At 67.7% G+C, this 25,514-nt stretch carries 26 protein-coding genes; 14 read left to right on the top strand and 12 right to left on the bottom strand.

The annotated features are described in order from the left end of the window. The first annotated feature begins 3 nt into the window (after positions 1–3). On the top strand, positions 4–669 hold the full coding sequence (locus GCN75_RS24210; RefSeq protein ID WP_152284668.1) for a response regulator transcription factor: 666 nt from the start codon (positions 4–6) through the stop codon (positions 667–669). Continuing rightward, on the top strand, positions 663–1,973 hold the full coding sequence (locus GCN75_RS24205; RefSeq protein ID WP_152284667.1) for an ATP-binding protein: 1,311 nt from the start codon (positions 663–665) through the stop codon (positions 1,971–1,973). Before GCN75_RS24210 ends, GCN75_RS24205 begins: the two co-directional genes overlap by 7 nt. A 61-nt stretch (positions 1,974–2,034) precedes the next feature. On the opposite strand, the gene GCN75_RS24200 is transcribed toward GCN75_RS24205, so the two are convergent. After that, positions 2,035–2,673, bottom strand: coding sequence for an NAD(P)H-dependent oxidoreductase (locus tag GCN75_RS24200; RefSeq protein ID WP_152284666.1), 639 nt, complete (start codon positions 2,671–2,673; stop codon positions 2,035–2,037). Positions 2,674–2,794: 121 nt separating this feature from the next. Beyond that, complete coding sequence (locus GCN75_RS24195) at positions 2,795–3,793, bottom strand: aldo/keto reductase (protein WP_152284665.1); 999 nt, start codon at positions 3,791–3,793, stop codon at positions 2,795–2,797. A 101-nt stretch (positions 3,794–3,894) separates the two neighbouring features. On the opposite strand from GCN75_RS24195, the gene GCN75_RS24190 reads away from it, so the two are divergent. Continuing rightward, a complete protein-coding gene (locus GCN75_RS24190) occupies positions 3,895–4,803 on the top strand; it encodes a LysR family transcriptional regulator (protein WP_152284664.1) in 909 nt (302 codons plus the stop codon). Here the strand turns inward: GCN75_RS24190 and GCN75_RS24185 are convergent, their stop codons facing one another. Further along, positions 4,804–5,889, bottom strand: a complete 1,086-nt coding sequence (locus tag GCN75_RS24185) for an ATP-binding protein (protein ID WP_152284663.1) — start codon at positions 5,887–5,889, stop codon at positions 4,804–4,806. Next, a complete protein-coding gene (locus GCN75_RS24180; RefSeq protein ID WP_152284662.1) occupies positions 5,889–6,638 on the bottom strand; it encodes a response regulator in 750 nt (249 codons plus the stop codon). Before GCN75_RS24180 ends, GCN75_RS24185 begins: the two co-directional genes overlap by 1 nt. 133 nt (positions 6,639–6,771) lie before the next feature. Between GCN75_RS24180 and GCN75_RS24175 the strand changes: the two genes are divergently transcribed. Genes GCN75_RS24175 through GCN75_RS24165 form a run of 3 tightly spaced genes read left to right on the top strand, consistent with a single transcriptional unit; the run spans position 6,772 to position 12,505 of the window. After that, on the top strand, positions 6,772–7,944 hold the full coding sequence (locus GCN75_RS24175; protein ID WP_193317635.1) for an efflux RND transporter periplasmic adaptor subunit: 1,173 nt from the start codon (positions 6,772–6,774) through the stop codon (positions 7,942–7,944). A 26-nt stretch (positions 7,945–7,970) separates the two neighbouring features. Further along, positions 7,971–11,123, top strand: a complete 3,153-nt coding sequence (locus GCN75_RS24170) for an efflux RND transporter permease subunit (protein WP_152284661.1) — start codon at positions 7,971–7,973, stop codon at positions 11,121–11,123. After that, positions 11,123–12,505 carry an efflux transporter outer membrane subunit gene (locus GCN75_RS24165; RefSeq protein WP_152284660.1) on the top strand — a complete coding sequence of 461 codons (1,383 nt, stop codon included), beginning with the start codon at positions 11,123–11,125 and terminating at the stop codon, positions 12,503–12,505. Before GCN75_RS24170 ends, GCN75_RS24165 begins: the two co-directional genes overlap by 1 nt. Positions 12,506–12,508: 3 nt before the next feature. Here GCN75_RS24165 and GCN75_RS24160 read toward each other — a convergent pair whose 3' ends face one another. The 4 genes from GCN75_RS24160 to GCN75_RS24145 are packed head-to-tail and all read right to left on the bottom strand — an operon-like array spanning position 12,509 to position 14,791. Continuing rightward, a complete protein-coding gene (locus GCN75_RS24160) occupies positions 12,509–13,324 on the bottom strand; it encodes a hypothetical protein (RefSeq protein WP_152284659.1) in 816 nt (271 codons plus the stop codon). A gap of 47 nt (positions 13,325–13,371) precedes the next feature. After that, complete coding sequence (locus GCN75_RS24155; RefSeq protein ID WP_152284658.1) at positions 13,372–13,902, bottom strand: contractile injection system tape measure protein; 531 nt, start codon at positions 13,900–13,902, stop codon at positions 13,372–13,374. A 4-nt stretch (positions 13,903–13,906) separates the two neighbouring features. After that, entirely contained in the window at positions 13,907–14,482 is a 576-nt protein-coding gene (locus tag GCN75_RS24150; RefSeq protein ID WP_152284657.1) for an Hcp family type VI secretion system effector, read from the bottom strand. 21 nt (positions 14,483–14,503) lie between these two features. After that, positions 14,504–14,791 (bottom strand): DUF6150 family protein, encoded by a 288-nt coding sequence (locus tag GCN75_RS24145; protein WP_152284656.1) that lies wholly within the window; start codon positions 14,789–14,791, stop codon positions 14,504–14,506. Positions 14,792–14,985: 194 nt separating this feature from the next. Between GCN75_RS24145 and GCN75_RS24140 the strand changes: the two genes are divergently transcribed. From GCN75_RS24140 to GCN75_RS24120, 5 genes are all read left to right on the top strand, one after another. Further along, positions 14,986–16,641 carry a DUF4394 domain-containing protein gene (locus tag GCN75_RS24140; protein WP_226941544.1) on the top strand — a complete coding sequence of 552 codons (1,656 nt, stop codon included), beginning with the start codon at positions 14,986–14,988 and terminating at the stop codon, positions 16,639–16,641. A 120-nt stretch (positions 16,642–16,761) separates the two neighbouring features. Continuing rightward, complete coding sequence (locus tag GCN75_RS24135; RefSeq protein WP_152284655.1) at positions 16,762–18,042, top strand: arsenic transporter; 1,281 nt, start codon at positions 16,762–16,764, stop codon at positions 18,040–18,042. A gap of 45 nt (positions 18,043–18,087) precedes the next feature. Further along, the gene (locus tag GCN75_RS24130; protein WP_152284654.1) at positions 18,088–18,717 is read left to right on the top strand and encodes a Rossmann-fold NAD(P)-binding domain-containing protein; all 630 of its coding nucleotides are present in this window, start codon (positions 18,088–18,090) and stop codon (positions 18,715–18,717) included. A 46-nt stretch (positions 18,718–18,763) separates the two neighbouring features. After that, complete coding sequence (locus GCN75_RS24125) at positions 18,764–19,225, top strand: GNAT family N-acetyltransferase (RefSeq protein WP_152284653.1); 462 nt, start codon at positions 18,764–18,766, stop codon at positions 19,223–19,225. A gap of 5 nt (positions 19,226–19,230) precedes the next feature. Continuing rightward, entirely contained in the window at positions 19,231–19,806 is a 576-nt protein-coding gene (locus GCN75_RS24120; RefSeq protein WP_152284683.1) for a flavin reductase family protein, read from the top strand. On the opposite strand, the gene GCN75_RS24115 is transcribed toward GCN75_RS24120, so the two are convergent. The 3 genes from GCN75_RS24115 to GCN75_RS24105 form a co-directional block, all read right to left on the bottom strand. Next, positions 19,807–20,715 carry a DUF2145 domain-containing protein gene (locus GCN75_RS24115; RefSeq protein ID WP_152284652.1) on the bottom strand — a complete coding sequence of 303 codons (909 nt, stop codon included), beginning with the start codon at positions 20,713–20,715 and terminating at the stop codon, positions 19,807–19,809. Positions 20,716–20,723: 8 nt separating this feature from the next. Further along, the gene (locus GCN75_RS24110; protein ID WP_152284682.1) at positions 20,724–21,155 is read right to left on the bottom strand and encodes a hypothetical protein; all 432 of its coding nucleotides are present in this window, start codon (positions 21,153–21,155) and stop codon (positions 20,724–20,726) included. Between the two features lie 112 nt (positions 21,156–21,267). Then, positions 21,268–22,101, bottom strand: coding sequence for an HDOD domain-containing protein (locus GCN75_RS24105; protein ID WP_226941543.1), 834 nt, complete (start codon positions 22,099–22,101; stop codon positions 21,268–21,270). A gap of 240 nt (positions 22,102–22,341) precedes the next feature. Between GCN75_RS24105 and GCN75_RS24100 the strand changes: the two genes are divergently transcribed. From GCN75_RS24100 to GCN75_RS24090, 3 genes are read left to right on the top strand one after another with little or no spacing between them, the layout of a single operon-like run. Then, a complete protein-coding gene (locus tag GCN75_RS24100; protein ID WP_152284651.1) occupies positions 22,342–23,427 on the top strand; it encodes an alpha/beta hydrolase in 1,086 nt (361 codons plus the stop codon). Continuing rightward, positions 23,424–23,837 (top strand): carboxymuconolactone decarboxylase family protein, encoded by a 414-nt coding sequence (locus GCN75_RS24095; protein WP_152284650.1) that lies wholly within the window; start codon positions 23,424–23,426, stop codon positions 23,835–23,837. The genes GCN75_RS24100 and GCN75_RS24095 overlap by 4 nt, the downstream gene beginning before the upstream one ends. A gap of 42 nt (positions 23,838–23,879) precedes the next feature. Beyond that, positions 23,880–24,359, top strand: a complete 480-nt coding sequence (locus tag GCN75_RS24090; protein ID WP_152284649.1) for a (R)-mandelonitrile lyase — start codon at positions 23,880–23,882, stop codon at positions 24,357–24,359. Positions 24,360–24,391: 32 nt separating this feature from the next. On the opposite strand, the gene GCN75_RS24085 is transcribed toward GCN75_RS24090, so the two are convergent. After that, positions 24,392–25,501: an acyl-CoA dehydrogenase family protein gene (locus GCN75_RS24085; RefSeq protein WP_152284648.1), complete on the bottom strand. Its 1,110-nt coding sequence runs from the start codon at positions 25,499–25,501 to the stop codon at positions 24,392–24,394. Positions 25,502–25,514: the final 13 nt, after the last annotated feature.

Genomic DNA, 25,514 nt, shown 5'->3' with positions numbered 1-25,514 from the left:
CGGGTGCGCGTGCTGCTGGTGGAAGACGATCCGATGATCGGGGAAAGCCTGGTCGAAGGCTTGCGCGGCGAGTGCTATGCCGTGGACTGGGTGCGCGATGGCCACGATGCGGAGCTGGCGCTGGCCGGCTTTGCCTACGATTTGATGCTGCTGGACCTGGGCTTGCCCGGCAAGCAAGGCATGGACGTGCTGCGCGCCATGCGGGCGCGGGGCGCCGAATTGCCCGTGCTGATCATCACGGCGCGCGACGGCACGCCTGCGCGCGTGGCAGGGCTCGACAGCGGCGCCGACGATTACCTGGTCAAGCCGTTCGACCTCGACGAGCTGCTGGCGCGCATTCGCGCGCTGCTGCGGCGCCGGGTTAGCCGCTCGCGCTCCGTCATCGAGCATGGCGCGCTGACCCTGGACCTGGCCAGCCACGACGTCACGTTCGAGGGAGAACAGATCAAGCTGCCGCCGCGCGAGTTTTCCGTGCTGCGCGCCTTGCTCGATCATCCGGGCAAGGTGGTGTCGAAGCGCCAGCTGGGCGAAAAGCTGTATGGCTGGGATAGCGAAGTGGAAAGCAATACCGTCGACGTGTACGTGTACCAGCTGCGCAAGAAGTTCGGTGCGGACTGCATCCAGACCGTGCGCGGCGTGGGCTACAAGATGCGGGTAGCATCTTGCTGACCATCCGCCGCCAATTGCAGCTGGGCTTGCTGGCCGCCACCTTGCTGTGCGTGCTGGGGGCGGGCATTTCACTGTTCCGCTCGCTGCTGGAAGAAACCAATGAACTGGCCGATCTGCAGCTGCGCCAGCTGGCCGTGGCCTTGCCCGACGAATTCGAGCCGCAGACGGGCTTGCCCGCCGCGCAGGACCCGGAAGAAGCGTTCGTGCTGCAGGCGTGGGACGAGGATGGGCAGCCATTGCCCGTCTTGCCGGACCAGCCCCAATTGCCGCGCTATGCGCTGGCCGGCTTTGCCGATGTCCTGGTGCAGGGCGAGGACTGGCGCCTGTACGGCGTGACGCGGCGCGGCCGCTACGTGCAGGTGGCGCAGGCGCAGGCCGTGCGCGACCAGCTGGCCTGGCAAATGACCGTGCGGGCGGGCGCGCCGCTGCTGGCGTTTGCGCTGCTCCTGGGGCTGCTGATCGTCGTCGTGGTGGGACGCGCGCTGGCGCCCCTGCAGCGCCTGGCCGCATCGGTGGCGGGCCGTTCGCCCGATGCGCTCACGCCGCTGGCGGCCGACGACATGCCGCCCGAACTGCGGCCCGTGGCGCTGGCGCTCAACAGCCTGATGGGGCAGTTCGAGGCGGCGCTGACGGCGCAGCGCACCTTTGTCGCCGATGCCGCGCATGAATTGCGTTCGCCGCTGACGGCATTGAAACTGCAGCTGCAGGTGGCCGAGCGCGCCGCCAGCGAGGAAGAACGCCGCGTGGCCCTGGCGCGCCTGCATGAACGGCTGGACCGCAGCACGCACCTGGTGCGCCAGCTGCTCAGCCTGGCACGCCATGAGACGGCGCTGGCGGCCAGCCAGCTGCACACGGTGGACCTGGGACAGCTGCTGGAAGCGGCCGTGGCCGACCACAGCGCGCTGGCCGACAGCCGCGCAATCGACCTGGGCGTGGTGGAAACGCTGCCGGCCACGGTGCTGGTGCAAGCGGACCCGGACGGCTTGCAAGTGCTGCTCAATAACCTGATCGACAACGCCTTGCGCTACACGCAGCAGGGCGGCCGGGTCGATTTGCAGGCGGCGCTGGAAGAGGGCCGGCCCCTGCTGCGCGTCTCCGACAACGGCCCCGGCGTGCCGCGCCAGCACCATGCGCGTCTGTTCGACCGCTTCTTCCGCCCCGACGGCAACGACGCCTGGGGCTGCGGCCTGGGCCTGTCCATCGTGCGCCACATCGCCGAGCACCACCAGGCCGACATCGCGCTGGCCGACGGGGAGGCGGGGCGGGGCTTGCAGGTGACGGTGCGCTTTCCGCAGGCGGCCTGAACGGACAAAAAAAAAGCGGATGCCGGTGAGGGCATCCGCTTTTCAGTCACTTGCGAAGCGCTTACGCCAGCTCGGTGATGAATTGCGCGCGCGCGGGGCGCACTTTTTTCAGGTCCACCAGCCAGTCGCCTTCGCCGGCACGGTAGCCCAGCGGCAGCATGACGACGGAGCGCAAGCCTTTTTCGCGCAAGCCCAGGATTTCGTCGACCTTGGCCGGGTCAAAACCTTCCATCGGCGTCGAATCGACTTTTTCCTGCGCCGCGGCGATCAGGGCCGTGCCCACGCCGATATACGCCTGGCGTGCCGCGTGCTGGTAGTTGGTTTCCGCGTCGCGCTGCGGATACGTGGCCAGGATCTGCTGGCGGTACGCTTCCCAGCCTTCATTCCTGAAGCCGCGCACTTCGTTGACGAGGTCGAAGCGGGCGTTGATGCGTTCCACCGTGTAATTATCCCAGGCGGCAAACACCAGCAGGTGCGAGGAATCCGTCACCTGGGCCTGGTTCCACGCATGCGGCTTGATCTGCTCGCGCAGGGCCGGATTCGTCACCACGAACACTTCATACGGGTGCAGGCCGCTGGAGCTGGCCGTCAGGCGCACGGCTTCCAGGATGCGCTCGATCTTGTCTTTCGGCACAGTTTTCGCCGGGTCCATCTTTTTGGTGGCGTAGCGCCATTGCAATGTTTCGAGCAAATCGGACATGTAAATCCCTTTCATAATGAATAGTTCAGATTGGAAATGATAGCGGATTCGGCCATTTCAAGTGCGGCGGCTAAAAGAACTTGTCGTTCGTGCCCAAATTAGCGTACTCGGGCACTGTTGTCTACAGGCCAACCATGGCAAGTTCCACAGCCGGGTAGCGTGCGCCCTGCACGGCGGCGGGCGCGATGGCGGCGCCGATGGCGGCCAGTTCGCTTGCGCTCAGCGCGACCTGCGCGGCGGCCACGTTTTCTTCCAGGTGCGCCAGGCTGCGGGCGCCGGGAATGGGCACGATGTCGCTGCCTTGCGCCAGCAGCCAGGCTAGGGCCAGCTGGGCCGCCGTAACGCCGCGCGCCGCCGCCAGGCCTTGCAGCGCAGCCACCAGGCGACCGTTGGCCGCCATCGCCGGCGCCTGGAAGCGGGGCAGGCTGTGGCGGTAGTCGTCGGGCGCCAGCATGGCGCTGGAAGGAAGCTGGCCCGTCAGGAAGCCCCGGCCCAGCGGGCTGTAGGGCACGAAGCCGACGCCCAGTTCGCGGCAGGCGGGCAGCACCTGCGCTTCCACGTCGCGGCTCCACAGCGAATACTCGGACTGCACGGCCGCAATCGGGTGGACGGCATGGGCGCGGCGCAGGGTGGCCGCCGACACTTCCGACAGCCCCAGGTGGCGCACCTTGCCCGCCCGGACGAGACCGGCCATGGCGCCCACCACGTCTTCGATGGGCACGGCGGGGTCCACGCGGTGCTGGTACAGCAGGTCGATGCTGTCGATGCCGAGCCGGGACAGCGATGCTTCCACGGCCTGCACGATGTGCTCTGGCCGGCTGTCCACGCCCGCCATGCGTTCCACGCCCTGGCCGTGCGGCAATATCCTGAAGCCGAACTTGGTGGCGATGCTGACCTTGCCGCGCAGCTGCTTCAGGGCGCGGCCCACCAATTCCTCGTTGGCGTAGGGGCCGTAGACTTCCGCCGTGTCGATCAGGGTCACGCCCAGTTCCACGGCGCGGTGCAGCACGCGCAGCGAGGCTGCTTCGTCCGCGCCGCCGTAGGCAAAGCTCATGCCCATGCAGCCCAGGCCGATGGGGGCGACCTGCAAGCCGGAGGTGCCCAGTGTTCTGTATTCCATTGCCATTCCTTGTCAAAAGAGAGGCAATCAGTATGCTGGAAGGAACACCATGCGATAAGATCGCTTATCCTGCATGCATTACTGAATATGACTCATGAATAATGGCTGACCTGAATGAATTGACGGCCTTTGCCGCCGTCGCCCGCCTGCGCAGCTTTCGCAAGGCGGCGCTGGAACGGGGCGTGTCCGCCTCGGCCCTCAGCCATGCGCTGCGCGCGCTGGAAGAGCGCCTGGGCGTGCGCCTGCTGAACCGCACCACGCGCAGCGTCACGCCCACCGAGGCGGGGCAGCAGTTGCTGGCGCGGCTGGCGCCGGCCATGCGCGAAATCACGGATGCCTTGCTGGACCTGAGCACCTTGCAGGATGTGCCTGCAGGCAAGCTGCGCCTGAACGTGCCCCGTCCCGCCGCCCGGCTGCTGCTGGCGCCCATGCTGGCGCAATTTGTCGCCCGCTATCCGCGCGTGCAAGTGGAACTCGTCACCGATGACGGCATGATCGACATCGTGCGCGACGGGTTTGACGCGGGCATCCGCTTCGGCGAGCACGTGGCGGCCGACATGATCGCCGTGCCCGTGGGCGCGCCGCAGCCGTTCGTGGTGGTGGCGTCGCCCGCCTACCTGGCGGCGCATGGCGCACCAAGCACGCCGCGCGCGCTGCTCGGGCATGCCTGCATCGGCCGGCGTTTTCCCAGCGGGCGCCAGTATGCGTGGGAATTCGGCCAGGCGGGCGAGGGCGTCAGCATCGCCGTCGGCGGCCCGCTGGTGTTTGACGACGATGAGCTGATGCTGCGCGCGGCCCGCGACGGCGCGGGACTTGCGTATGTGTACGAAGCCGATGCGCGCGCCGATATCGCGGCGGGGCGGCTGGTCTGCGTGCTGGAGCGCTGCCTGCCGCCGCCGCCCCGTTATTTCCTGTACTACCCGAGCCGGCGGCAGATGCCGTCCGTGCTGCGCGCCTTTGTCGACATGGTGCGCGCCGATGCGGCCACGCCGCCGCAGGCAGCCGCGTAGTCAGCCCGCGGCCGGCGGCGCGCCATGCTCGACGGGCCATTTGACGGTGAACAGGCTGCCGCCCGCCTTGCCGCGCGTGCAGGCGGCGCTGCCGCCGTGCGCGCGGGCGATGGCCTCGACCACGGCCAGTCCCAGGCCGCTGCCCGCATTCAGGTCGACCCTGGCGCTGTCGCCGCGGCGGAACGCTTCGAACACGTGCGGCGCCAGTTCCTCCGGAATGCCGGGGCCCGCATCCTCGACGCTGAGGCAATACTGGCCCGCCTGCACGCGGGTGCGCACGCGCAGCAGGCCCGGATGCGCATAGCGGCGCGCGTTGTCGAGCAGGGCCAGCACGATTTGCCGGATGCGCGCCGCGTCGCAGCAGACGGGGTGGTCGGACAGGTGCAGTTGCAGGGCAAAGCCGGCCGCTTCCATGTCCGGCGCCAGCAGGCGGCCCACTTCCTCGATTTCCAGGGTCAGGTCCGTCCACGCCATGCGCAGCTGCATGTAGCCGCTGTCGGCCAGGCTCAGGGTGCGCAAGTCCTCGATCAGGCGGCCCAGGTCCTCCACTTGCGCCAGCAGGCTGGAAAACGGCACTTCCTCGGGCTTGAAGACGCCGTCGACGACGCCTTGCAGGGTGCCGCGCAGGATGGTCACGGGCGTGCGCAGTTCGTGCGCGATGGCCGCATTCCACGTTTCGCTTTCCTTGGCCGCCCGCTGCAAGCGTTCGGCCATGCTGTTGAAGTCATCGACCAGCATGGCCGTCTCGCCCAGGCTGCGGTCGCCCGCAAACGCGCGCGCGGACAGGTCGCCATGCGCCACGCGGCGCACGCTGTCCATCACGGAATTGATCGGTTTGAGAATGCGCGAAGCGAGCTTGATGGCGAAAAACGCCGCCAGCCCCAGGCCGAAGATGGTGATGGCGAAGATCCACAGCCATTCGGCCGTCGTGGGCGACCAGTCGTCCGGTTCGGACAGCATGCCGGGGTCGATCTTGAAGGCGATGGCAAAGAAGGTCCAGGAACCGATCCAGATGAGCAGGATGCTGCTGACCATCAGCACGGACATCGACAGCACGATCTGCCGGTTCAAGCCGGTGAAGCGCATCAGAGCTCGCCTTCCAGCCGGTAGCCCACGCCGCGCAGGCTGGCCGGCATGTTCATCACGCCCGCTTCCTCCAGCTTCTTGCGCAGCTTGCTGACGTGGCTGTCCACCGTGCGCTCCAGCGAATTGCTCTCGGGCATGCAGGATTCCAGCAGTTCCAGGCGGCTGCACACGCGGCGCGGCGTGCGCGCCAGGTGGGCCAGCAGGCGGAATTCCGTCAGGGTCAGGCTGAGGGGGACGGGCACGCCGTCGCGCAGCACGCTGGCCACATACGTTTCCTGGTCGATTTCGATGGCCCCGCAGCGCAGGCGCTGGCCGCCCACCGGGTGGTGGCGCACGCGCGAGCGGCGCAGCACGGCCGCCACGCGGGCCACCACTTCGGCCGGATTGAAGGGCTTGATGATGTAGTCGTCCGCGCCCACGCGCAGGGCGGCCAGCTTGTCCGCATCCTGGTCGCGCGCCGTCAGCATGATGACGGGCGTTTCGCCGCGCCGGCGCACTTCCGTCAGCACGCCCCAGCCATCGACACGGGGCATTTGCACGTCGAGCAGCAGCAGGTCCGGCGCCAGCGCCAGGTGCTGGTTCAGCGCTTCCTGGCCATCGGGCGCGAACGCCGTGCGGTAGCCGTCGCGCTCCAGGTAGCCGGACAGGATGCGGGCGATTTGCGGTTCGTCTTCGGCGATCAGGATGAGAGCGGAAGGCGGCGTGGTGGCAAGAAAGGAGGGCTGCGTGGAGCTGTGGAGATAGTTCATGCAAATAGTCTAGCATTCTTCGCTCTCTCCATCGAATCTCCACATTTCTTTGACGGAACGTCCATGTTGGCCTTCTATGCTCTTGTTATCTGTCGACCGGACCGCCGGTTGGGATCTGCCATAGAGAAAGACCATGCATCCGAGCCACCTCACCAAGAAAAACATGTTGATCGCCGCGGCACTGCTCAGCCTTGCCGCCTGTTCCAAACCCGCGCCGGAAGAAGGCGCCGCACCGCCCGCCGCCGTGACGGTACTCAAGCTGCAGGCGGCGCCCGTGCTCCTCAGCGACGAATTGCCGGGCAGGGTCGCGGCCTTCCGCACGGCCGACATCCGCCCGCAGGTGGGTGGCATCGTGCTGCGCCGCCAGTTCGAGCAGGGCGCCGAAGTGCAGGCGGGGCAGAAGCTGTTCCAGCTGAACCCCGCACCGTTCCAGGCGGACGTCGACTCGGCCGCCGCCGCCCTGCAGCATGCGGTGGCCACGGCCAACCGCGCCAGCAGCCAGGCCGAGCGTCTGAAACCGCTGGTCGAGGCGGACGCCATCAGCCGCCAGGCGTATGACGATGCCGTGGCCCAGCGCGAGCAAGCCGTGGCCACCGTGGCGCAGGCGCGGGCCAGCCTGGCGCGCCGCCGCCTGGACCTGGCTTTTGCCAGCATCGAGGCGCCCATCGCGGGGCGCATCGGCTCCGAACTGGTGACGGAAGGCGCGCTCGTGGGCCTGGCCGATGCAACGCCGATGGCGCGCATCCAGCAGATCGACAAGGTGTATGTGGACGTGCGCCAGCCGGCCGCCGCGCTGGCCGCGCTGCGGGCCGCGAGCGCGGAGGGCAAGGGCGGTGCGGACAAGCTGCCCGTCACCATCCTGGGCGCCGATGGCCAGCCGCATCCCGTCACGGGGCGCATCCTGTTCTCCGGCATCAGCGTCGATGCGGGCACGGGCGACGCCGTCATCCGCGTGCTGGTCGACAATCCGCAACGCCAGCTGTTGCCAGGCATGTTCGTGCGGGCCCGCATCGCCCGCGCCGTGCAGGCCGATGGCGTGCTGGTACCGCAGCAAGCCGTCTTGCGCGGCAGCGACGGCCAGGCGCAGGCCTGGGTACTCGACGGCGCGCACAAGGCCAGCCTGAAACCGGTAACCGTGGGCGACGTGGTCGAGCACCAGTACGTCGTCAACGGCGGCCTGAAGGCGGGCGACACGGTCGTCATCGAAGGCCAGGAACGTTTGCAGCCGGGCGCCACCGTCGCGCCCCAGCCGTGGAAGCGGGCCGCCGCCGTTGCCACCGCCGCTCCCGTCAGCGCCGTGCGCTGACCAGTACTTATTGAAAGCTTAATGACATGCCTCAATTTTTCATCAACCGCCCCGTCTTTGCGTGGGTGGTGGCGGTCTTCATCGTCCTGTTCGGACTGATCGCCATACCGCAATTGCCGATTGCGCGCTTCCCTTCGGTGGCGCCGCCCAGCGTCAGCATCAGCGCCAGCTACCCTGGCGCCACGCCGCAAACCATGAACGATTCCGTGGTGGGCCTGATCGAACGCGAACTGTCGGGCGTCAAGCACCTGCTGTATTTCGAGTCGTCCACCGATACCTCGGGCTCGGCCTCGATCACCGTCACCTTCCAGCCCGGCACGAATCCGGAAATGGCGCAGGTGGACGTGCAAAACCGCCTGAAAGCCATCGAGCCGCGCCTGCCGCAAGCCGTGCGGCAAAACGGCTTGACGGTGGAATCGGCATCGTCCGGCTTCCTGATGATCGTCAGCCTGATTTCCGAGACTGGCCAGCACGATGAAGTGGCGCTGGGCGACTACCTGGCGCGCAACGTGACGGAAGAGCTGCGCCGCATCCCCGGCGTGGGCAAGGTGCAGCTGTTCGGCTCCGAGCGGGCCATGCGCATCTGGGTCGACCCGGCCAAGCTGGTGTCGTACAACATCGCCATGGGCGATATCACGGCCGCCGTGGCGCAGCAAAATGCGCAGATCGCCCCGGGCCGTCTGGGCGATTCGCCCGCCGTGCACGGCCAGCGCGTCACCATCCCGCTGACGGTGCAGGGCCAGCTGCAAACGCCGGCCGAATTTGCCGCCATCGTGCTGCGCGCGAACGCGGACGGCTCGAAAGTGACCATCGGCGACGTGGCGCGCGTGTCGCTGGGCGCGCAAAGCTTCAATTTCAGCATCCGCGAAAACGGACAAGCCGCTTCGGGCGCCGCCATCATGCTGTCGCCGGGCGCCAATGCCGTGCAGACGGCGGCCGCCGTGCGCGCGCGCATGGCCGAACTGGCGCACACGATGCCGGCCGGGATCAAGTACTCGGTGCCGTTCGATACGGCGCCGTTCGTGAAGATCTCGATCGAGAAGGTCGTCGTCACCTTGCTGGAGGCGATGGTGCTGGTCTTCCTCGTCATGTACCTGTTCCTGCAAAAGATACGCTACACCCTGATTCCCGCCATCGTCGCGCCGATTGCCCTGATGGGGACGTTTACGGTGATGCTGCTGGCCGGTTATTCCGTCAACGTGCTGACGATGTTCGGCATGGTGCTGGCCATCGGCATCATCGTCGATGACGCCATCGTCGTGGTGGAAGCGGTGGAGCGCCTGATGGCCACGGAAGGCTTGTCGCCGAAGGAAGCGACGTCGAAGGCCATGCGCGAAATCACGGGCGCCGTGGTGGGCATCACCCTGGTGCTGACGGCCGTGTTCATCCCCATGGCCCTGGCCAGCGGCTCCGTGGGCGCCATCTACCGCCAGTTCACCCTGGCCATGGCCGTGTCGATTTTGTTCTCGGCCTTCCTGGCCCTGACCCTGACGCCGGCCCTGTGCGCCACCATGTTGAAACCCATCGGTCCGCACGACCATGACAAGAAAGGCTTCTTCCTGTGGTTCGACCGCCAGTTTGAGCGCATGACGGCCCGCTATGAAAAAGGCGTGGTGGCCATGCTGAAACGCGCAGGCCGCTCGATGGTGGTCTACGGCGCCATCGTCGCCGCATTGGGCGTGGCCTTCGTGCAGCTGCCGTCGGCCTTCCTGCCGGAAGAAGACCAGGGCTATTTCATTACCTCGATCCAGCTGCCGTCCGACGCCACCATGGAGCGCACGCTCGATGTCGTCAAGCTGTACGAGCAGCACGTGGCCACGCGGCCCGGCATCGAAGTGAACCAGTCCATTCTGGGCTTCAGCTTTTCCGGCGCGGGACCGAATGCGGGCCTGGCCTTCACCATGCTGAAGGACTGGAAGCAGCGCAACGGCGCCACGGCGCAGGAAGAAGTGGCGCTGGCGCAGGCGGCCATGTCGCAGGCGAAGGAGGGCGTGATCATGAGCCTGATGCCGCCCGCCATCGATGAACTGGGTAATTCGTCCGGCTTTTCCCTGCGTCTGCAGGACCGTGCCGGCCAGGGCATCGCTGCCCTGCAGGCAGCGCAGAACCAGCTGCTGGGCCTGGCCGCGCAAAGCAGCAAGGTGGCGGGCGTGTATCCGGACGGCTTGCCGCCCGGCGCCAGCGTGCGCCTCGATATCGACCGTACCAAGGCGGAAGCGCTGGGCGTGTCGTTTACGGCCATTGCCGACATGCTGACGGCGGCCATGGGGTCGACCTATGTCAACGATTTCCCCAACGCGGGCCGCATGCAGCAAGTGATCATCCAGGCCGATGCGCCGTCGCGCATGCAGCTGAACGACGTGCTGGCCTTGCGCATCCGCAATAACGCGGGCGGCATGGTGGCCCTGGGCGAACTGGTGCGCCCCGTGTGGAGCGAATCGCCGCTGCAACTGGTGCGCTACCAGGGTTATCCTGCCGCGCGCATTTCGGGCAGCGCGGCGCCCGGCGTCTCGAGCGGCGACGCCATGCTGGAAATGGAACGCCTGGTGAAGCAATTGCCGCCCGGCTTCGCGCTGGCCTGGACGGGCCAGTCGCTGCAGGAGAAGGAATCGGCCTCGCAAGCGCCCATGCTGATGGCGCTGTCGATGCTGGTGGTCTTCCTCGTGCTGGCGGCCCTGTATGAAAGCTGGAGCATTCCCGTGTCCGTGATGCTGGTGGTACCGCTGGGCTTGCTGGGCGCCGTGCTGGCTGTGATGCTGCGCGGCATGCCGAACGACGTGTTCTTCAAGGTGGGCATGATTACCATCATCGGCCTGTCGGCGAAGAACGCCATCCTGATCGTCGAATATGCGCGCCAGCTGCAGGCGCAGGGCAAGGGACTGGTCGAGGCGACGGTGGAAGCGGCCCGCCTGCGCTTGCGTCCGATTTTGATGACGTCGCTGGCGTTTGCGCTGGGCGTGGTGCCGCTGATGCTGGCCACGGGCGCCAGCGCCGAGACGCAGCACGCGATCGGCACGGGCGTGTTCGGCGGCATGATCACGGCCACCGTGCTGGCCGTGTTTTTCGTGCCCGTGTTCTTTGTCGTGGTGCTGGGCGCCGTCGACAAGCTGGCAAATTATTTCTTAAAAGACAGTAAGCGCAATCGCACCGCGGTCAACGCGGTGGAAGGAGAGTCGTAATGCGTTCGATATTCATCATGCCCCTGGCCGCGCTGGCCTTGTCGGCCTGTTCGCTGACGCCGCCGCTGGTCAAGCCGGCGCCGCCCATCCCCGCCAGCTACCATGCGGGCGAGGCGGCCGCGCCGGCAGGCATGGCCGGCACTGCCGCCGACCTGGGCTGGCGCCAGATGCTGCTCGATGCGCGCCTGCAGCGCCTGGTCAGCCTGGCGCTGGAAAACAACCGCGACTTGCGCGTGGCCTCGCTCAACGTGGAAGCCGTGCGGGCCCAGTACCAGATCCAGGATGCGGGCCGCTATCCGGCCATCGGCGCGAATGCGGGCGGCGTGCGCCAGCGCGCTGCCGACGGCGTAACGCAAAAACAGTTCACGGCCGGCATCGCCATGAGCGCGTTCGAGATCGACCTGTTCGGCCGCCTGGCTTCCCTGTCGGACGCGGCGTTTGCCCGCTACCTGGCCACGGAGCAGGGCCAGCGCGCCGCCCACATGGCCCTGATCGGCGGCGTGGCCGACGCCTACCTGGAGCAGCGCCTGGCCGAGGAACAGCTGGCGCTGGCGCGGCAAACCCTGGCCGACTGGCGCCAGGCGCTGGTCCTGACGCAGCGCCTGCACGGCGCGCAGCAGGGCAGCGGCCTGGACGTAGCGCAAGCGCAAGGGCAGGCGGCCACGGCGGAAGCGGACGTGCAAGCCCGCGAGCGGGCCAGTGCCTTGGCGCGCAACAATCTGGAACTGCTGCTGGGCGCGCCATTGCCCGCCGACCTGCCCGCCGGCCGCGCGCTCGATGGCCAGCCCGTGCTGACGCAGCTGCCGCCCGGCCTGCCATCGGACCTGCTGGCGCGCCGGCCCGACATCGTGCAAGCCGAATACGCGCTGGTGGCGGCGAATGCGGAAATCGGCGCCGCCCGCGCCGCCTTTTTTCCCCGTCTGTCGCTGACGGCGTCGCTGGGTTTTGCCAGTCCGGAGCTGGGCGACTTGTTCCGCGGCAGCGCGCGCAGCTGGTCGTTCGCGCCGCAAGTGACGCAGCCGCTATTCCAGGGCGGCCAGCTGCGCGCGGAACTGCAGCTGTCGCGCCTGCGCAAGGACGTCGCCGTGCTGCAATACGAGCAGGCGATCCAGGCGGCGTTTCGCGAGGTGCGAGACGGCCTGGCCGGCAGCGCCACGTATGCGCAGCAGATCGCCGCGCAGCAGCGCGTGGTGGCCGCGGCGCAACAGCGCCAGCGCCTGTCGCAGCTGCGCTACGACGCGGGCCAGGACAGCCGGCTGGAATTGCTCGACGCGCAGCGCCAGTCGTATGCGGCGCAGCAAGCCTTGCTCGACGCGCGGCGCGACCAGTTCAAGTCGGCCGTGGCCCTGTACAAGGCGCTGGGAGGCGGGCTGGAAGAGTAGGGACTATGCGCGCCTTGCCGACGGCGCAAGGACCAGCGACCACGATTCCCTGCCCGGACGCAGGGCATAGACGACCAGGGTGCCGTCGCCGCTGGAGTCGGCCAGCACGGCCGCCACGCCGTGAACGGGATCGCCGGACAGGGCGCGCATGTCGAAGCCTGGCATGGCCAGGCGGCTCCACCTCGGCTGGGCGCCCATGTCCAGCATGAACAAGCGTCCCTCGCCGTAGGCGATGAAGCCATCCTGACAATTCCCCGTCACCATCTCGAAGGCGAGCGGTGGCGCCGGCAGCGCCGTCCAGGCGTCGCCGGTGCTGCCGCTCTTCAGCTTTGCTGCCGCACCGTCGGCCAGCGCCAGCATGCCATGCTGCCAGTCGCCGGCAATCAGCGCGGCCTTGCCACTGAACGGCGGGGCGGCGCAGGCTTGCCATGCGTTCCCGCCGCCAGCGTCGGCGCCGTCCAGCCGGTACAGGCGGCGGCCATCGGCGGCCAGCAGCAGGTAGCCCTCCAGGGGGCCGCCCGCCAGGCCGGCGATGCCCGTGCCGGCGGGCGGCGGGGCGATGTCCTTCCAGCGCGCATTCGGCTGGCCCAGGACGGAGAGATAGCGGATGGCCGTGCCATGGGCCACCGTGACGAAGCCCGCGCCGTCGCCGTGCAGGCAGGCAAACGCAGCTTCGCCGGGCACGAAGCCGGCGGCCGGCGGGGAATCGAGCCATGCCGACCATGTTTCGACCTGGCCCTGGCTGCGCACCGCGCCATCGTCGCCCAGCAGCACGATGCCGGTTGCGGGGTTGCCGGCGATGCGGATGTAGTTGCTCATGCGGGTTTCCTCGTGGAAGTATCGGTTCGTGTCGGTTTGCTGCGGGTCTACCATGCCACATGCAAGGGCTGCGGCATCCATGGATGCCGGATGACGGTCATGGACCATGGCAGCTGGCGCATCAGCACATCGACCGTCTTGCGTTGCACGGCCAGGGTGGCGTCTGCGCCGCGCCATTGCAGCCGGCCTTCGCGCTGCAGGAAGGTCGCGCGCAAGGCCGTGATCGAGACGGCGCCTATGACGGGCCAATTGACGATGACCGCATGCAGCAGCTGGTCGCATAGCGCCAGTTCTTCCTGGGCAAGGTCGACGGGCGGGGCAGGGAAGTCAAGGGGCAGGCCGCACAGCAGCTTGTTCAGCGGCAGTGCCGGCTCCGGTGCATCGCTCCTGCCATCCGTCAGGTAGTGCAGCAGCTGCACGGCGCGCGCACCCTGTTCGCCGCGCAGCTGCTGCCTGCCATCGCCGCCAGTGGCGAGCAGGTCCAGCCGCTGGAACATTGCCGGCAGAAAGGGATGGACCAGCGCCAGGCCGGCATTGCCGATGCAAACGATGTCGGGAGAACGTGCCGCGTCGTTCATGTGCTTATCCCGTAAATGCCGCGATCGGACGGTTGCGCGCCAGGCTCCAGCCCGTCGTGTGCTGGGCGCCGGGCTGGTCGTCCGCCTGCTGCACGCTGTGGCTCCAGAGGATTTCCGTAAAGTTCAGCTTGAACTGCTCGGTGGGCATGTCATCGGGGTGGGTTTGCAGCTGGATTTCGCTGATCAGGGCGTCGCGCAGGGAAATGGTGATGAGGTTGGCCGTCTTGCCGCCCGTATGGCGGGCGATGTACAGCCTGGTCGGCTGGGCCACGCCCCTGCCCAGCGGCTCGGCGCGCAGGCACAGTTCATACAGTTTGACGGACGTCTGGTCGACATATTTGACACAGGTAAATTCCGTGATGACGGGCCGGCCGGACGTGCGTGCAGAGTTGCTGACGTCCGTCGTCACTTGCTGCTTCATGCCTTGATGTAAAGACACCAGCTCGATGCACTGGCCCATGCCCCGCAGCGCAGCGGCGTCGCGCCAGATGGCGTCGATATCGCCACCCTTGCTTTCACCGTCCGGCGCCTTACCGAATACCAATTCCCCGTTGCCGGGTTCCAGCAAGATCAAATCCATGAAGAACTCCTCCGCTTGATGTCAGCTGCCGTTGTGCGACAGGCAGCCCTTGAGCCGGTGTGGCCGGGTCCAGCCCGCTTCGCTGGCGTGATCGACAAAACTGATGGACAGCTGCGCGAAGCCTGGCGAAGTGAAATATACGCTGGCCGTCGCATCCTGGCGCTCACGGGTGATGAACCACTGCGCGTCGCCGTGCGCCAGGCCCCAGCTGGTCGCGCGGTGCACCAGCAAGTCGGCATTGCCGCGTGGCACGATGGCCACCCGCACGTCGGCTTCGCCCATGTTGTTGGTCTGATAGATGCGCGCCACTTTCCTGTCCCCCGTTTCAATCGTGCCTGCGACTATACACCGAAAAAATTGCCTAAACACAAGCATAAATCGCGCCGAAATAATTTTTTTGCGCCGCTGCATCCAAACGCGGGCATGGCGGGTAGTACAGGGGTGCGCTCGCTGCGACCGCGGCATGAGCGGCACCTTCACTCACTCTTACAGGGGCCACGACCATGCCGACATTACCGACCTTGCCATCTTTGCCGTTCTCCAGGCTGCTGCTTGTTTCCGCGGTCGCCATGACCTTGTCCGCCTGCGGCGGCAGCGGCCATGACGATGCTGTCGTCACGCCACCGCCGCCCGCAGTCGTGGCCGGCGATGTCTTCGTGCTCACCGCCAGCAATAAACTGCTGTCGTTCGACCGCGCCACGCCTGCCACCATCCGCACCACGGCCACCGTGACGGGTTTGCAAGCGGGCGAAAACCTGCTGGGCATCGATTTCCGTCCCGCCGATGGCCAGCTGTATGGCGTCGGCAGCACGGGGCGCATCTATACCCTGAATGGCGTGACGGGCGCTGCCACCGTCAAAGCCACCCTGGCAGCCGATGCCAGCGACACCACGGCGCCCTACACGGCGCTGGCGGGCACGGAATTCGGCGTCGATTTCAACCCGGTGGCCGACCGCCTGCGCATCGTCAGCAACACGGGCCAGAGCCTGCGCATCAATGTCGACACGGGCGCCACCACCACGGATGGCAATATCAATGGCGGCGCGGTCACGACGGCCATCACGGCGGCGGCCTACAGCAACAGCTTTGCCGGCACGGCCAGCACCACCTTATTTGTCATCGATGCGGCCAATGCCACCCTGTACACGCAAAATCCGCCCAACAACGGCACCCTGGCCGGCGCCGTGCCGCTGGGCGTGGCGGCGACCGGCGTGGCCGGTTTCGACATCGATGCGCGCACCAACACGGGTTATGCCGTCATGACGGTGGCCGGCGTGCGCAATCTGTACACCCTGAACCTGGCGGCGGCGACTGCGCCGGCGACCCTGGTGGCGGCCGTCGGCGTGACGGAAGACCTGCGCGGCATCGCCTTGACGGTGCCGGCAGCACCCATCGCGTATGGCTTGACGGACGACGCCCGCATCGTCACCTTCAAGACGGCCACGCCGAACACGCTGGACGCCAACGTGGCCATCACCGGCCTGGCGGCGGGCGAGCGCCTGCTGGGCTTTGACATCCGTCCCAAGGATGGCTTGCTGTACGGCGTCTCCTCGGCGGGGCGCATCGTCACCATCGATCCGGCGACTGGCGCGGCCAGCGTCAAGGCGACGCTGGCCGCCGATGCGGCGGACGCCAGCGCGCCCTACACGGCCATCGCCGGCACGGCCTTTGGCGTGGACTTCAATCCCGTCGCCGACCGCTTGCGCGTGATCGGTAACACGGGGCAAAGCTTGCGCATCAATGTCGACACGGGCGCCACCACCACCGATGGCGCCATCAACCGCGCGGGTGCGGCGCCGGTTGTGACGGCGGCTGCCTACAGCAACAGCTTTGCCGGCACGACGGCCACCACGCTGTTCGATATCGACACGGCCAGCGCCAGTCTGGCCCTGCAAAATCCGCCAAATGACGGTACCCTCGTCAATGTGGGGCTGCTGGGCGTGGCGGCGGCGGGCGACGTCGGCTTCGATATCGCGGGTGGCGCCAACGGCCTGGCGCTGGCGGCCCTGCGCACTTTCGCCACTGGCCCCAGCTCCCTGTACCGCATCGACCTGGCGACGGGCGCGGCGGTGCTGAGCGGCGGCGCGGCGGCGCCAGCGGCGTCCGCCATCGGTAACGGCACGGTGGGGCTGGTCGATATCGCCATCGCATTAAAATAAGGAAGCGACGCCGCAGCTTTGCATTGATTCAATAATTCCAGTATTATTGAATTATTGTTCAAATTCACAGGCTGCGGCGCATGGTGCCCGCGACGCCGCATTGCACGGGACCGTTACCGCATGCTGACCGCTTTCCTGATCTTCCTGGCCACCCTGACTCTTGTTATCTGGCAACCGCGCGACCTGGGCATCGGCTGGAGCGCCGTCATCGGCGCCGGCGTCGCCTTGCTGGCCGGCGTGATCCACTGGGGCGACATTCCCGTCGTCTGGCATATCGTGTGGAATGCCACCGGCACCTTCATTGCCGTGATCATCATCAGCCTGCTGCTGGACGCGGCCGGTTTCTTCGAATGGGCCGCCTTGCACGTGGCGCGCTGGGGCGGGGGCAGCGGCCGCAAACTGTTCGTGCTGCTGGTCTTGCTGGGTGCCCTGGTGTCCGCCGTGTTCGCCAACGACGGCGCCGCGCTGATCCTGACGCCCATCGTCATCGCCATGCTGCGGGCGCTGAAGTTTTCCGCCAAGGCCACCCTGGCCTACGTGATGGCGGCCGGTTTCATCGCCGACACGGCCAGCCTGCCGCTGGTGGTGTCGAACCTGGTCAATATCGTCTCGGCCGACTTCTTCAAGATCGGCTTTGCCGAATACGCGTCCGTGATGGTGCCCGTCAACGTGGTGGCCGTGCTTGCCACCCTGGCGGCCTTGCTGCTCTTTTTCCGCCAAGATATTCCGCGCGACTATGACGTGGCGCAATTAAAACGCCCGGATGCCGCCATCCGCGACCTGGCCACCTTCCGCGCGGGCTGGCTGGTGCTGGCGCTGCTGCTGGTGGGATTTTTCTCGCAAGAAAGCCTGGGCGTGCCCATCAGCCTGATCGCCGCCGTGGGCGCCGCGCTGCTGCTGGGCGTGGCCGCCAGAGGCCATGTGATTTCCACGCGCCACGTGATCCGCCATGCGCCGTGGCATATCGTCGTCTTTTCGCTGGGCATGTACCTGGTCGTGTACGGCTTGCGCAATGCGGGCTTGACGGCTTACCTGACTGGCATGCTGAACCACTTCGCCCAGTACGGCGTGTGGGGCGCGGCCATGGGTACGGGCGTGCTGACGGCGTTGTTGTCGTCCGTGATGAACAACCTGCCGACGGTGCTGGTGGGCGCGCTGGCCATCGATCCGACCACGGCGCAGGGCGCCGTGCGCGAAGCGATGATCTACGCCAACGTCATCGGCAGCGATCTGGGACCGAAGATCACGCCTATCGGCAGCCTGGCCACCTTGCTGTGGCTGCATGTGCTCGACAGCAAGAACATTCACATTTCCTGGGGCTACTATTTCCGCGTCGGCATCGTGCTGACCGTGCCCGTGCTGCTGGTGACCCTGGCGGCACTGGCGCTGCGCCTGGGCTGAGTTGCGTGTATGGTGGTGGCTGACAGCAATTTTGACGGGAAAGCCATGAAATTACTACTTGTGGGGGCCAGGGGCCTGGTGGGGCGCGAAGTGCTGCGCCTGGCGCTGCTGGATGCGCGCGTCAGCCATGTCGCCGCCCCCGTGCGCAAGGCCTTGCCGCCGCACCCGAAGCTGGACGCGCCCCTCGTCGATTTCGACCGCTTGCCGGCCGACGCATCGTGGTGGCAGGCGGACGCCGTCATCTGCACCCTGGGCACGACCATGAAGGCGGCGGGCACGCGGCAGCTGTTCCGCAGGGTCGACCACGACTATCCGCTGGCCGTGGCGCGCCTGGCGCTGGCGGCCGGCACGCGCACGTATGCGCTCAACTCGGCGGCTGGCGCCAACGCCGCTTCGCGCATTTTCTATAACCGCGTCAAGGGCGAGCTGGAGCGCGACCTGGAAGCGCTGGGGTTTGACTCGCTCACCCACGTGCGCCCGGGCCTGATCGGCGGCGAGCGCGACGAAGTGCGCACGGGCGAGGGCGCCGCCTTGCGCATCCTGCGCGTGCTCGGTCCCGTGCTGCCGCGCCGCTGGCGCATCAATCCCGTGCACCGCATCGCCGGCGCCTTGCTGGAAGCGGCCATCGCCGCCGCGCCGGGCGTGCACGTGGTGGCGTCGGAGCGGCTGCTGTGAGCGCGCGCCCGTATAATTTGTGCTTCTGTCCCTGAAAGTACAACACATGCAGACTGTACGTCCTTACCAGGCCGGCGACCGCGATGCCTGCCTGGCCCTGTTCGACGGCAATACGCCGCGCTTTTTCGATCCGTCCGAACGCGCGGACTTTGCCGCCTGGCTCGATACCTCGCCGCATCCCTACCTGGTCATCCTGCGCGACGGCCGCCTCGTCGCCTGCGGCGGCCATGCGCTGGACGGGGATGGCACCGTCGCCGCCCTGTGCTGGGGCATGGTGGCGCAGGACGTGCATGGACAGGGACTGGGCCGCGCGCTGACGCAGGCGCGCCTGGACGCCATCCGCGCCTTGCCGCAGGTGGTCAGCGTGCGCATGACTACCAGCCAGCACACGCAGGGCTTCTATGCCGCGTTCGGCTTCGAGACGGTGAAGGTGACGCCCGATGGTTTCGGGCCCGGCATCGACCAGTGGGACATGTTGTTGACACTCTTTGCAAAGGACGCATCGTGACAGCCATCGACAGCCATATCGCCGCCGTACCGCTGGAAAAAGCGTACCGCCTGCTCAACCACGGCCCGTCCATCCTCGTCTCGGCGCGCCATGACGGCATCGACAACGTGATGGCCGCCGCCTGGGCCTGCGCCCTCGATTTCGCGCCGCCGAAACTGACCGTGGTGCTGGACAAGGCCACGCGCACGCGCGCGCTGGTTGAGGGCAGCGGCACGTTCGTCATCCAGGTGCCGACGGCCGCGCAATTGCAGCTGACGCACGCCGTGGGCACGCACAGTCTCGACGCGCAGCCGGACAAGCTGGCGCGCGCGGGCGTGCAGCTGTTTCAGATGGAAGGCGTTGAGGCGCCGTGCGTGGCCGGGTGTTCCGCCTGGCTGGCGTGCCGCTTGATCCCCGAGCCGCACAACCAGGCCGCCTACGACCTGTTCATCGGCGAAGTGGTGGGCGCCTGGGCCGACACGCGCGTGTTCCGCGACGGGCACTGGCATTTCGAGGAGGCCGATCCGTCCTGGCGCAGCCTGCACTACATCGCGGGCGGGCGTTTTTATGCGATCGGCGAGGCGCTCGACGCGCAGCAGTGATCAGTCGAGCGCGATGACCCGGTCGTCGGGGCCCGGCACGCAGCCGTCGGCAATGGCTTCCCAGCCCCGGTGCACCACCACCTGCTTGCCGTCGTGGCAGATTTCCACGCGTTCGCTGGCGGGCAGGCGCTGGCGCGCGAACGCTTCCAGGCTGGCCGGCAGGCTCACTGCCAGCTGCATCGTGCCGATGGCTTCGGGCGGATGGTCATCCATGTGCACGAGGGGCACGAAGATGGAGCCGAGCATCAGCCAGCGCGCACCCACGTCGACGGGGGCGGGCGCATACGGGGCGGCGCGCAGCCAGTCCTGGGCGCGCGCGCGCAAGTCGCTGCCCGCGGCCAGCTCGCCCCAGGCGGCGGCCAGCAATTCCACTACCCACTGATTGCAATTCTGGTATTTCAGGCTGAACGCATAGGCGTTGGCGCTGTAGCGGCCCGCCAGCAACTGCTGCACGCGCACGGGGTCGAGCAGGGCGCGGCGCAGGGGCGGCACGGTTTCCGCCGGCAGCTTGAGCAGCGAGATGTAGCCGAGCGAGGGATTGTCCGTGCCCATGGCGAAACCGGCCGTGCCCTGGTCGAAGATGCGCGGGCGGCCTTCATCGCAGGCGTAGTACAGCTGGCGCGCGGACCAGCCGCTGTCGTCGTCGTGGCGCCAGGCCAGCGCCGCGTGCGAATAGCGGATGCCGAAGCGGGCCAGGTCCAGGCCGGAACGGCTGATCAGGGCCACGCTGCCTTCGGTGGCGGCCAGTTCTTCGCGCACGACGGCCGCAAAGCGCAACAGGCGGTCCTGTTCGGCAGCCGTGAGTTCCTGGGCGCGGTCGCAAAAGCGCCACGAGGCGAGCGCAGTGCCTGCCTGGGCGGCGCCAGCCAGCGCCAGTGCGGCGCAGCCGGCCAGCAGCCGCAGGGTCATCCGTCGTATCAAAGGCTGACGGGACGCGTGGCCAGTTCGCCGTACCAGTCGTCGGCCAGCACGAGGAAGAAGGCGGCGCGCGTGTCGTTGCGCGAGAATTCGATGCCGTAGGCGCGGTTTTGCGCATGCACCATGTCGCCCTGCGCCAGCTGCTGCTTGTCGAGCGCTGCCTGCGGCAAGTCCAGCACCAGGGGCGTGGCCGTGGCATCGGCCTGCATCGTCAGGCGCGTCATGCCCTTACGGCCCGGCACGGCGGCCACGTCGATGATGCGGTAGGGGCCATTGGCCACCTTGTTGTCGCGCGAAGAGCTGTTGCTCGATCCCTTGAGCGAATCGGAAATGCTGCCGCTCGACTGGGAACCGGCGCTGGAGGCCGAGGAGACGAAGCTGTCGGCGTTGGCGTTGCACGCCACGGTCAGTGCTGCGGCCAGGCCGAGCATGCGTAAGGAGGTAGTCAAGGCAGTTTTCCAGTGAACTGAGAGGCAGTGGCAATAACATCAATGAAAGCGTGCCGGGTCCATCCCGGCCCGCGCCATCATAGCAGATCGGCCATCAGCTGAGCAGTACCTCGATCAGCCCCTTCGCTTCGGCCGACGGCTGCGTGCGCAGCGCCTGCAGCACGGGATCGTGTTCCAGGTAGGCTTGCAGCGCCGCGCTGACGGTGATGCCCGCCTGCGGCAGCGGCGAGGGCACGGGCGCCAGCGCCTTGGCCAGCAGCAGGGTGTCGCGCAAGCCTTCGGGCGGCAGCATGATGGTCGAGCCGGGCAAGGCATTGACGGCATCGGCCACGGGCAGCGGCACGCCCAGCTGGCGCATCAGCGCGCGGCCGATCACTTCCAGGGTGGGCGCCATCTGCGTTTCCAGCTGGGCGTACAGGCCCGGGGTCTTGTCGGCCTGGGCCAGCAGATAAAAGCCCGCCACTTCATGCACGATGCCGGCGAACAGCGCCGTATCGGCATCCGTGTGCGTGACGGTGGCGGCCAGCCCGTGCGCGAGCGCCGCCACATGCACGGTGTGCGCCCACAGCTGGGTGGCGCGGGCGCGCAAGGCGTCGTCGCGGATGCCCGCGTTCAGCTGGCGGATTACGGCCGCCGTCGCCAGCGCATACAGGTTGCGGTGTCCCAGCCGTTCGACGGCGGCGCGCACGCTGGTGATGGCGGGCGCCTGGCCGGGCGCGAACAGGGCCGAATTGGCCAGCGCCACGGCGCGCGCCGACAAGGTGGGTTCGCACAGCAGCAGGCGGCTGATGTCGGCCGAGTGGCAATCCGGGTTGGCCAGTTCCTTTTGCAGGAGCAGGGCCGTATTGATGCTGGTAGGAAACGCCAGCGTTTCCGTTTCGGCGCTGGCCAGAAGCTGCGCCAGACTGCTGAGGGTGTTGACGTGCATGGATAGGGACGGGAAGTAGCAATGCCCCATATTAGCAGGCAATCGAGGCCGCACGGCGCCCGCCAGCCTTGCTCCCCGTACGCAACGCACGGGGAGCAAGGCCTCGATTCATGAGCTGTGCTTATAGACCTTAGTAGATTGAGCTGTCTATTCACGGTGGGCGAGGGCGGTTACGCTTGAGCCGCCGCCACCTTGTCGGGCATGCGGCTTGTCCCTCATCAATGTTTACAAGGAATGCATATGCGTGATGAAGTCCTCCAGCCGCAACGGCGCACGTTCCTCAATACCTCGCTGGCCGTGGTGGCCGGCGGCGCCGGCATGGCGCTGGCAGGTTCCGCCCAGGCGCAAGCGCCGGCGTCCGCGCCCACCCGGCCCATGGTCGTGGGCCACCCCCAGCGCAACGGCGTCGCCATCGAGCGCGTCACTTTCCCCAACACCAGCGCGCAGACGGTGATTGCGGCCAACCTGTTCAAGCCCGCCCGCTTTGACGCGTCCAGGAAATATCGGGCCATCGTCATCGGCCACCCGTTCGGCGGCGTGAAGGAACAGACGGCGGGCTTGCATGCGCAAAAACTGGCGGAACTGGGCTACGTGACCCTGGCCTTCGACGCTTCGCATTACGGCGACAGCAGCGGCTTGCCCCGCTACACGGAAGTGCCGGGCACGCGCGTGGGCGATTACAGCGCCTGCGTCGATTTCCTCGCCAATCATGCTGCCGTGGACCCGGCGCGCATCGGCGTGCTCGGTATTTGCGGTGGCGGCGGCTATGCCGTCAGCGCGGCGCAGATCGACCACCGCATCAAGGCCATCGCCACCGTCAGCATGTACGACATGGGCCGCGCGCGCCGCCAGGGGCTGGGCGACACGCTCACCTACGAGCAGCGCATGCAGACCTTGGACGAGATCGGCGAGCAGCGCACGCGCGAAGCGCGCGGCGAAGCACGGCGCGACATCCGCGCGCTGCCCGAGTCGGCCGGGCCGGATGCGCCGGAAATCGTGCGCGAATTCCTCGATTACTACGCCACGCCGCGCGGCAACCACCCGCACTCGACCAGCCTGTACGCCTTTACGAGCCTGGCGCCGATGATGAATTTCTTCCCGTTCGCGCAGATCGAGACGATTGCGCCGCGCCCCTTGCTGATGATCGTGGGCGAGCGCGCCCCGTCGGCCTACTTCAGCGAAGATGCCTACGGCAAGGCGGCGCAGCCGAAGGAACTGTTCGTCGTGCCGGGCGCTTCGCACGTGGACCTGTACGACCGGCCGCCTTATATCGCGCAGTCGCTGGCCAGGCTGGACACGTTCTTCCGCCAGCACCTGGGGGCATGATGGGCAGCGTCTCGAACGGCATGAAAACGGGCTTGCTGGCGGCCTGCCTGGCGCTGCCGGCCCTGGCGCCGGCGCAAACGCTGGCTGGGGAAGGCAAAGCGCCCTCGCGTGCGCAGCAATTGATGGGCGATATCGCTCCGAAGATGGCCGAGCTCACCGACAAGGTGCTGTATGGCGATATCTGGGAGCGTCCCCAGCTGTCCAAACGCGACCGCAGCCTGGTGACCGTCAGCGCGCTGGTGGCCATGCACCGTCCCGACCAGCTGAAATCGCATCTGCTGCTGGCGCGCCAGAACGGCGTGAGCGAAGAGGAACTGGTCGAGGCGCTCACGCACCTGGCGTTTTATACGGGCTGGCCGAACGCCGTCTCGGCGCTGGCCGTGGCGAAAGAGGTCTTCCGTAAACAATAACCGCAATGACCGCCGCCGCGCGCGGCAAGAAAGGAAATACCCATGCATCGATACGCTGCGGCACTCTTGCCGCTTTGCCTGCCCGCCGGGGCAGCCTCTGTTGAGGCTGCTGCCGCACCAGCGGCCGTCACCGTCACGCGCGCGGCCGCCTTGCCCACCAGCATCGGCGACGCCGCCTATTTCACGGGGAAGGTCGCAGTCGACGCCAGGTTCCAGCAGCCGTCTCCGGCCCGCGCGGGCGGCGCCATCGTCAGCTTTGCGCCAGGCGCCCGCACGGCGTGGCATACGCATCCGCTGGGCCAGACCCTGATCGTCACGCAAGGCCAGGGCTGGGTACAGCACTGGCAGGGACCGCTGCAAGCGCTGGCCGTGGGCGACGTGGCGTGGATACCGCCCGGCGTCAAGCACTGGCATGGGGCGACGGCCACGTCCGCCATGCAGCATGTCGCCATTGCGGAGGCGCAAGACGGAACGGCCGTCAGCTGGCTGGAACAGGTGGCGGACGAGCACTATCCCCGCTGAGGCGCCTTCTGGCGGCGCCGAGGGCGCGCACGCTAGGGCAGCAGCAGCGCATGCTGGCTGGCCGTATGGAAATCGCGCCACACGCGGTTGATGGTGCTGTCTTCGCGCGCCGCGTACAGGCCGCAGTATGGATACAGGCCATCGACGGCCGCGCGGCACAGCGCCACCAGGGCCAGCGAGCTTGCCTGCACGGTTTGCATGGCGTCCCCGTCGAGCGCCGCGCCGCCCGCTACCTGCGCCCAGCTGTCGTCCAGCACGGCATAGAAATGCGCGCGGGCGGCCGCGAACGCGTCTTTCCTGTCTTGCAGCATGGCGGCCACTTGCGGCACCTCCAGCAGCGGCAAGCCGGCGCGCGCATGGCGGCGGTGGCGCATGCATTCCTCGGCCAGCGTCATGAAGTGGCTGGCCATGCCTGCCACGTTGGCCGCCAGGGTCACGTAGGCCAGCGAATAGAACGGATAGCGGTACAGGGGGCCATCGGTCGTGGCGGCCGCAGGATCGATGGCGAAGCCGTGCTCCTGGCTTATCCACTCGCCATCGATGCGGTAGCTGTGCGAGGCGCTGGCGCGCATGCCCAGGCTGTTCCACGACGGCACCAGCTGCACCAGCGCGGCGGGCACGAGGAAGGCGCGGATGCGCGGCTTGCCTTCGTCATCGAGCAGGGGCTGGCCATCGCGTTGCAGCCGGGCGTTCAGCGTGAAGTGGGTCGCCATGGGTGCGCCGCTGGCGTAGTCCCAGCTGCCCGTGATGCGGTAGCCGTCGCCTTCCTGTTCCGCATCTCCCGTGGCCGCGCCGCTGCCGCCCAGGCAGACGCGGGGCGTGCCGATGATTGCCCGCGCCATGGGGGGCGCCAGAAAGCCCGCGAACCAGCCTGCGCCCGCGCACAGGGTCAGCACCCAGCCCATGCTGCCGTCGACGGCGGCCACGGCTTCTTCCAGGCGCACCACTTGCGGCAAGGGCAGTTCGGCGCCGCCCGCGCTGCGCGGCGCCAGCATCGTCAGCCAGCCGCGCCGGTGCAGCAGCGCCTGCTGGGCCGGATGCAGAAAGCGGGCGGCGTCGGCCGCCGGCGCATGGCGCGCGATGCGGCGCGCGTCGCGCACGGAAAGGGCGGGGATGAGGGGAGCAATGGCAAGGTGCGGCATGGGCGGTATCGGG

The organism is Janthinobacterium violaceinigrum (genome assembly GCF_009208555.1).
Lineage (GTDB): Bacteria > Pseudomonadota > Gammaproteobacteria > Burkholderiales > Burkholderiaceae_D > Janthinobacterium > Janthinobacterium violaceinigrum.
This window is presented reverse-complemented; position numbering and strand designations above follow the sequence as displayed.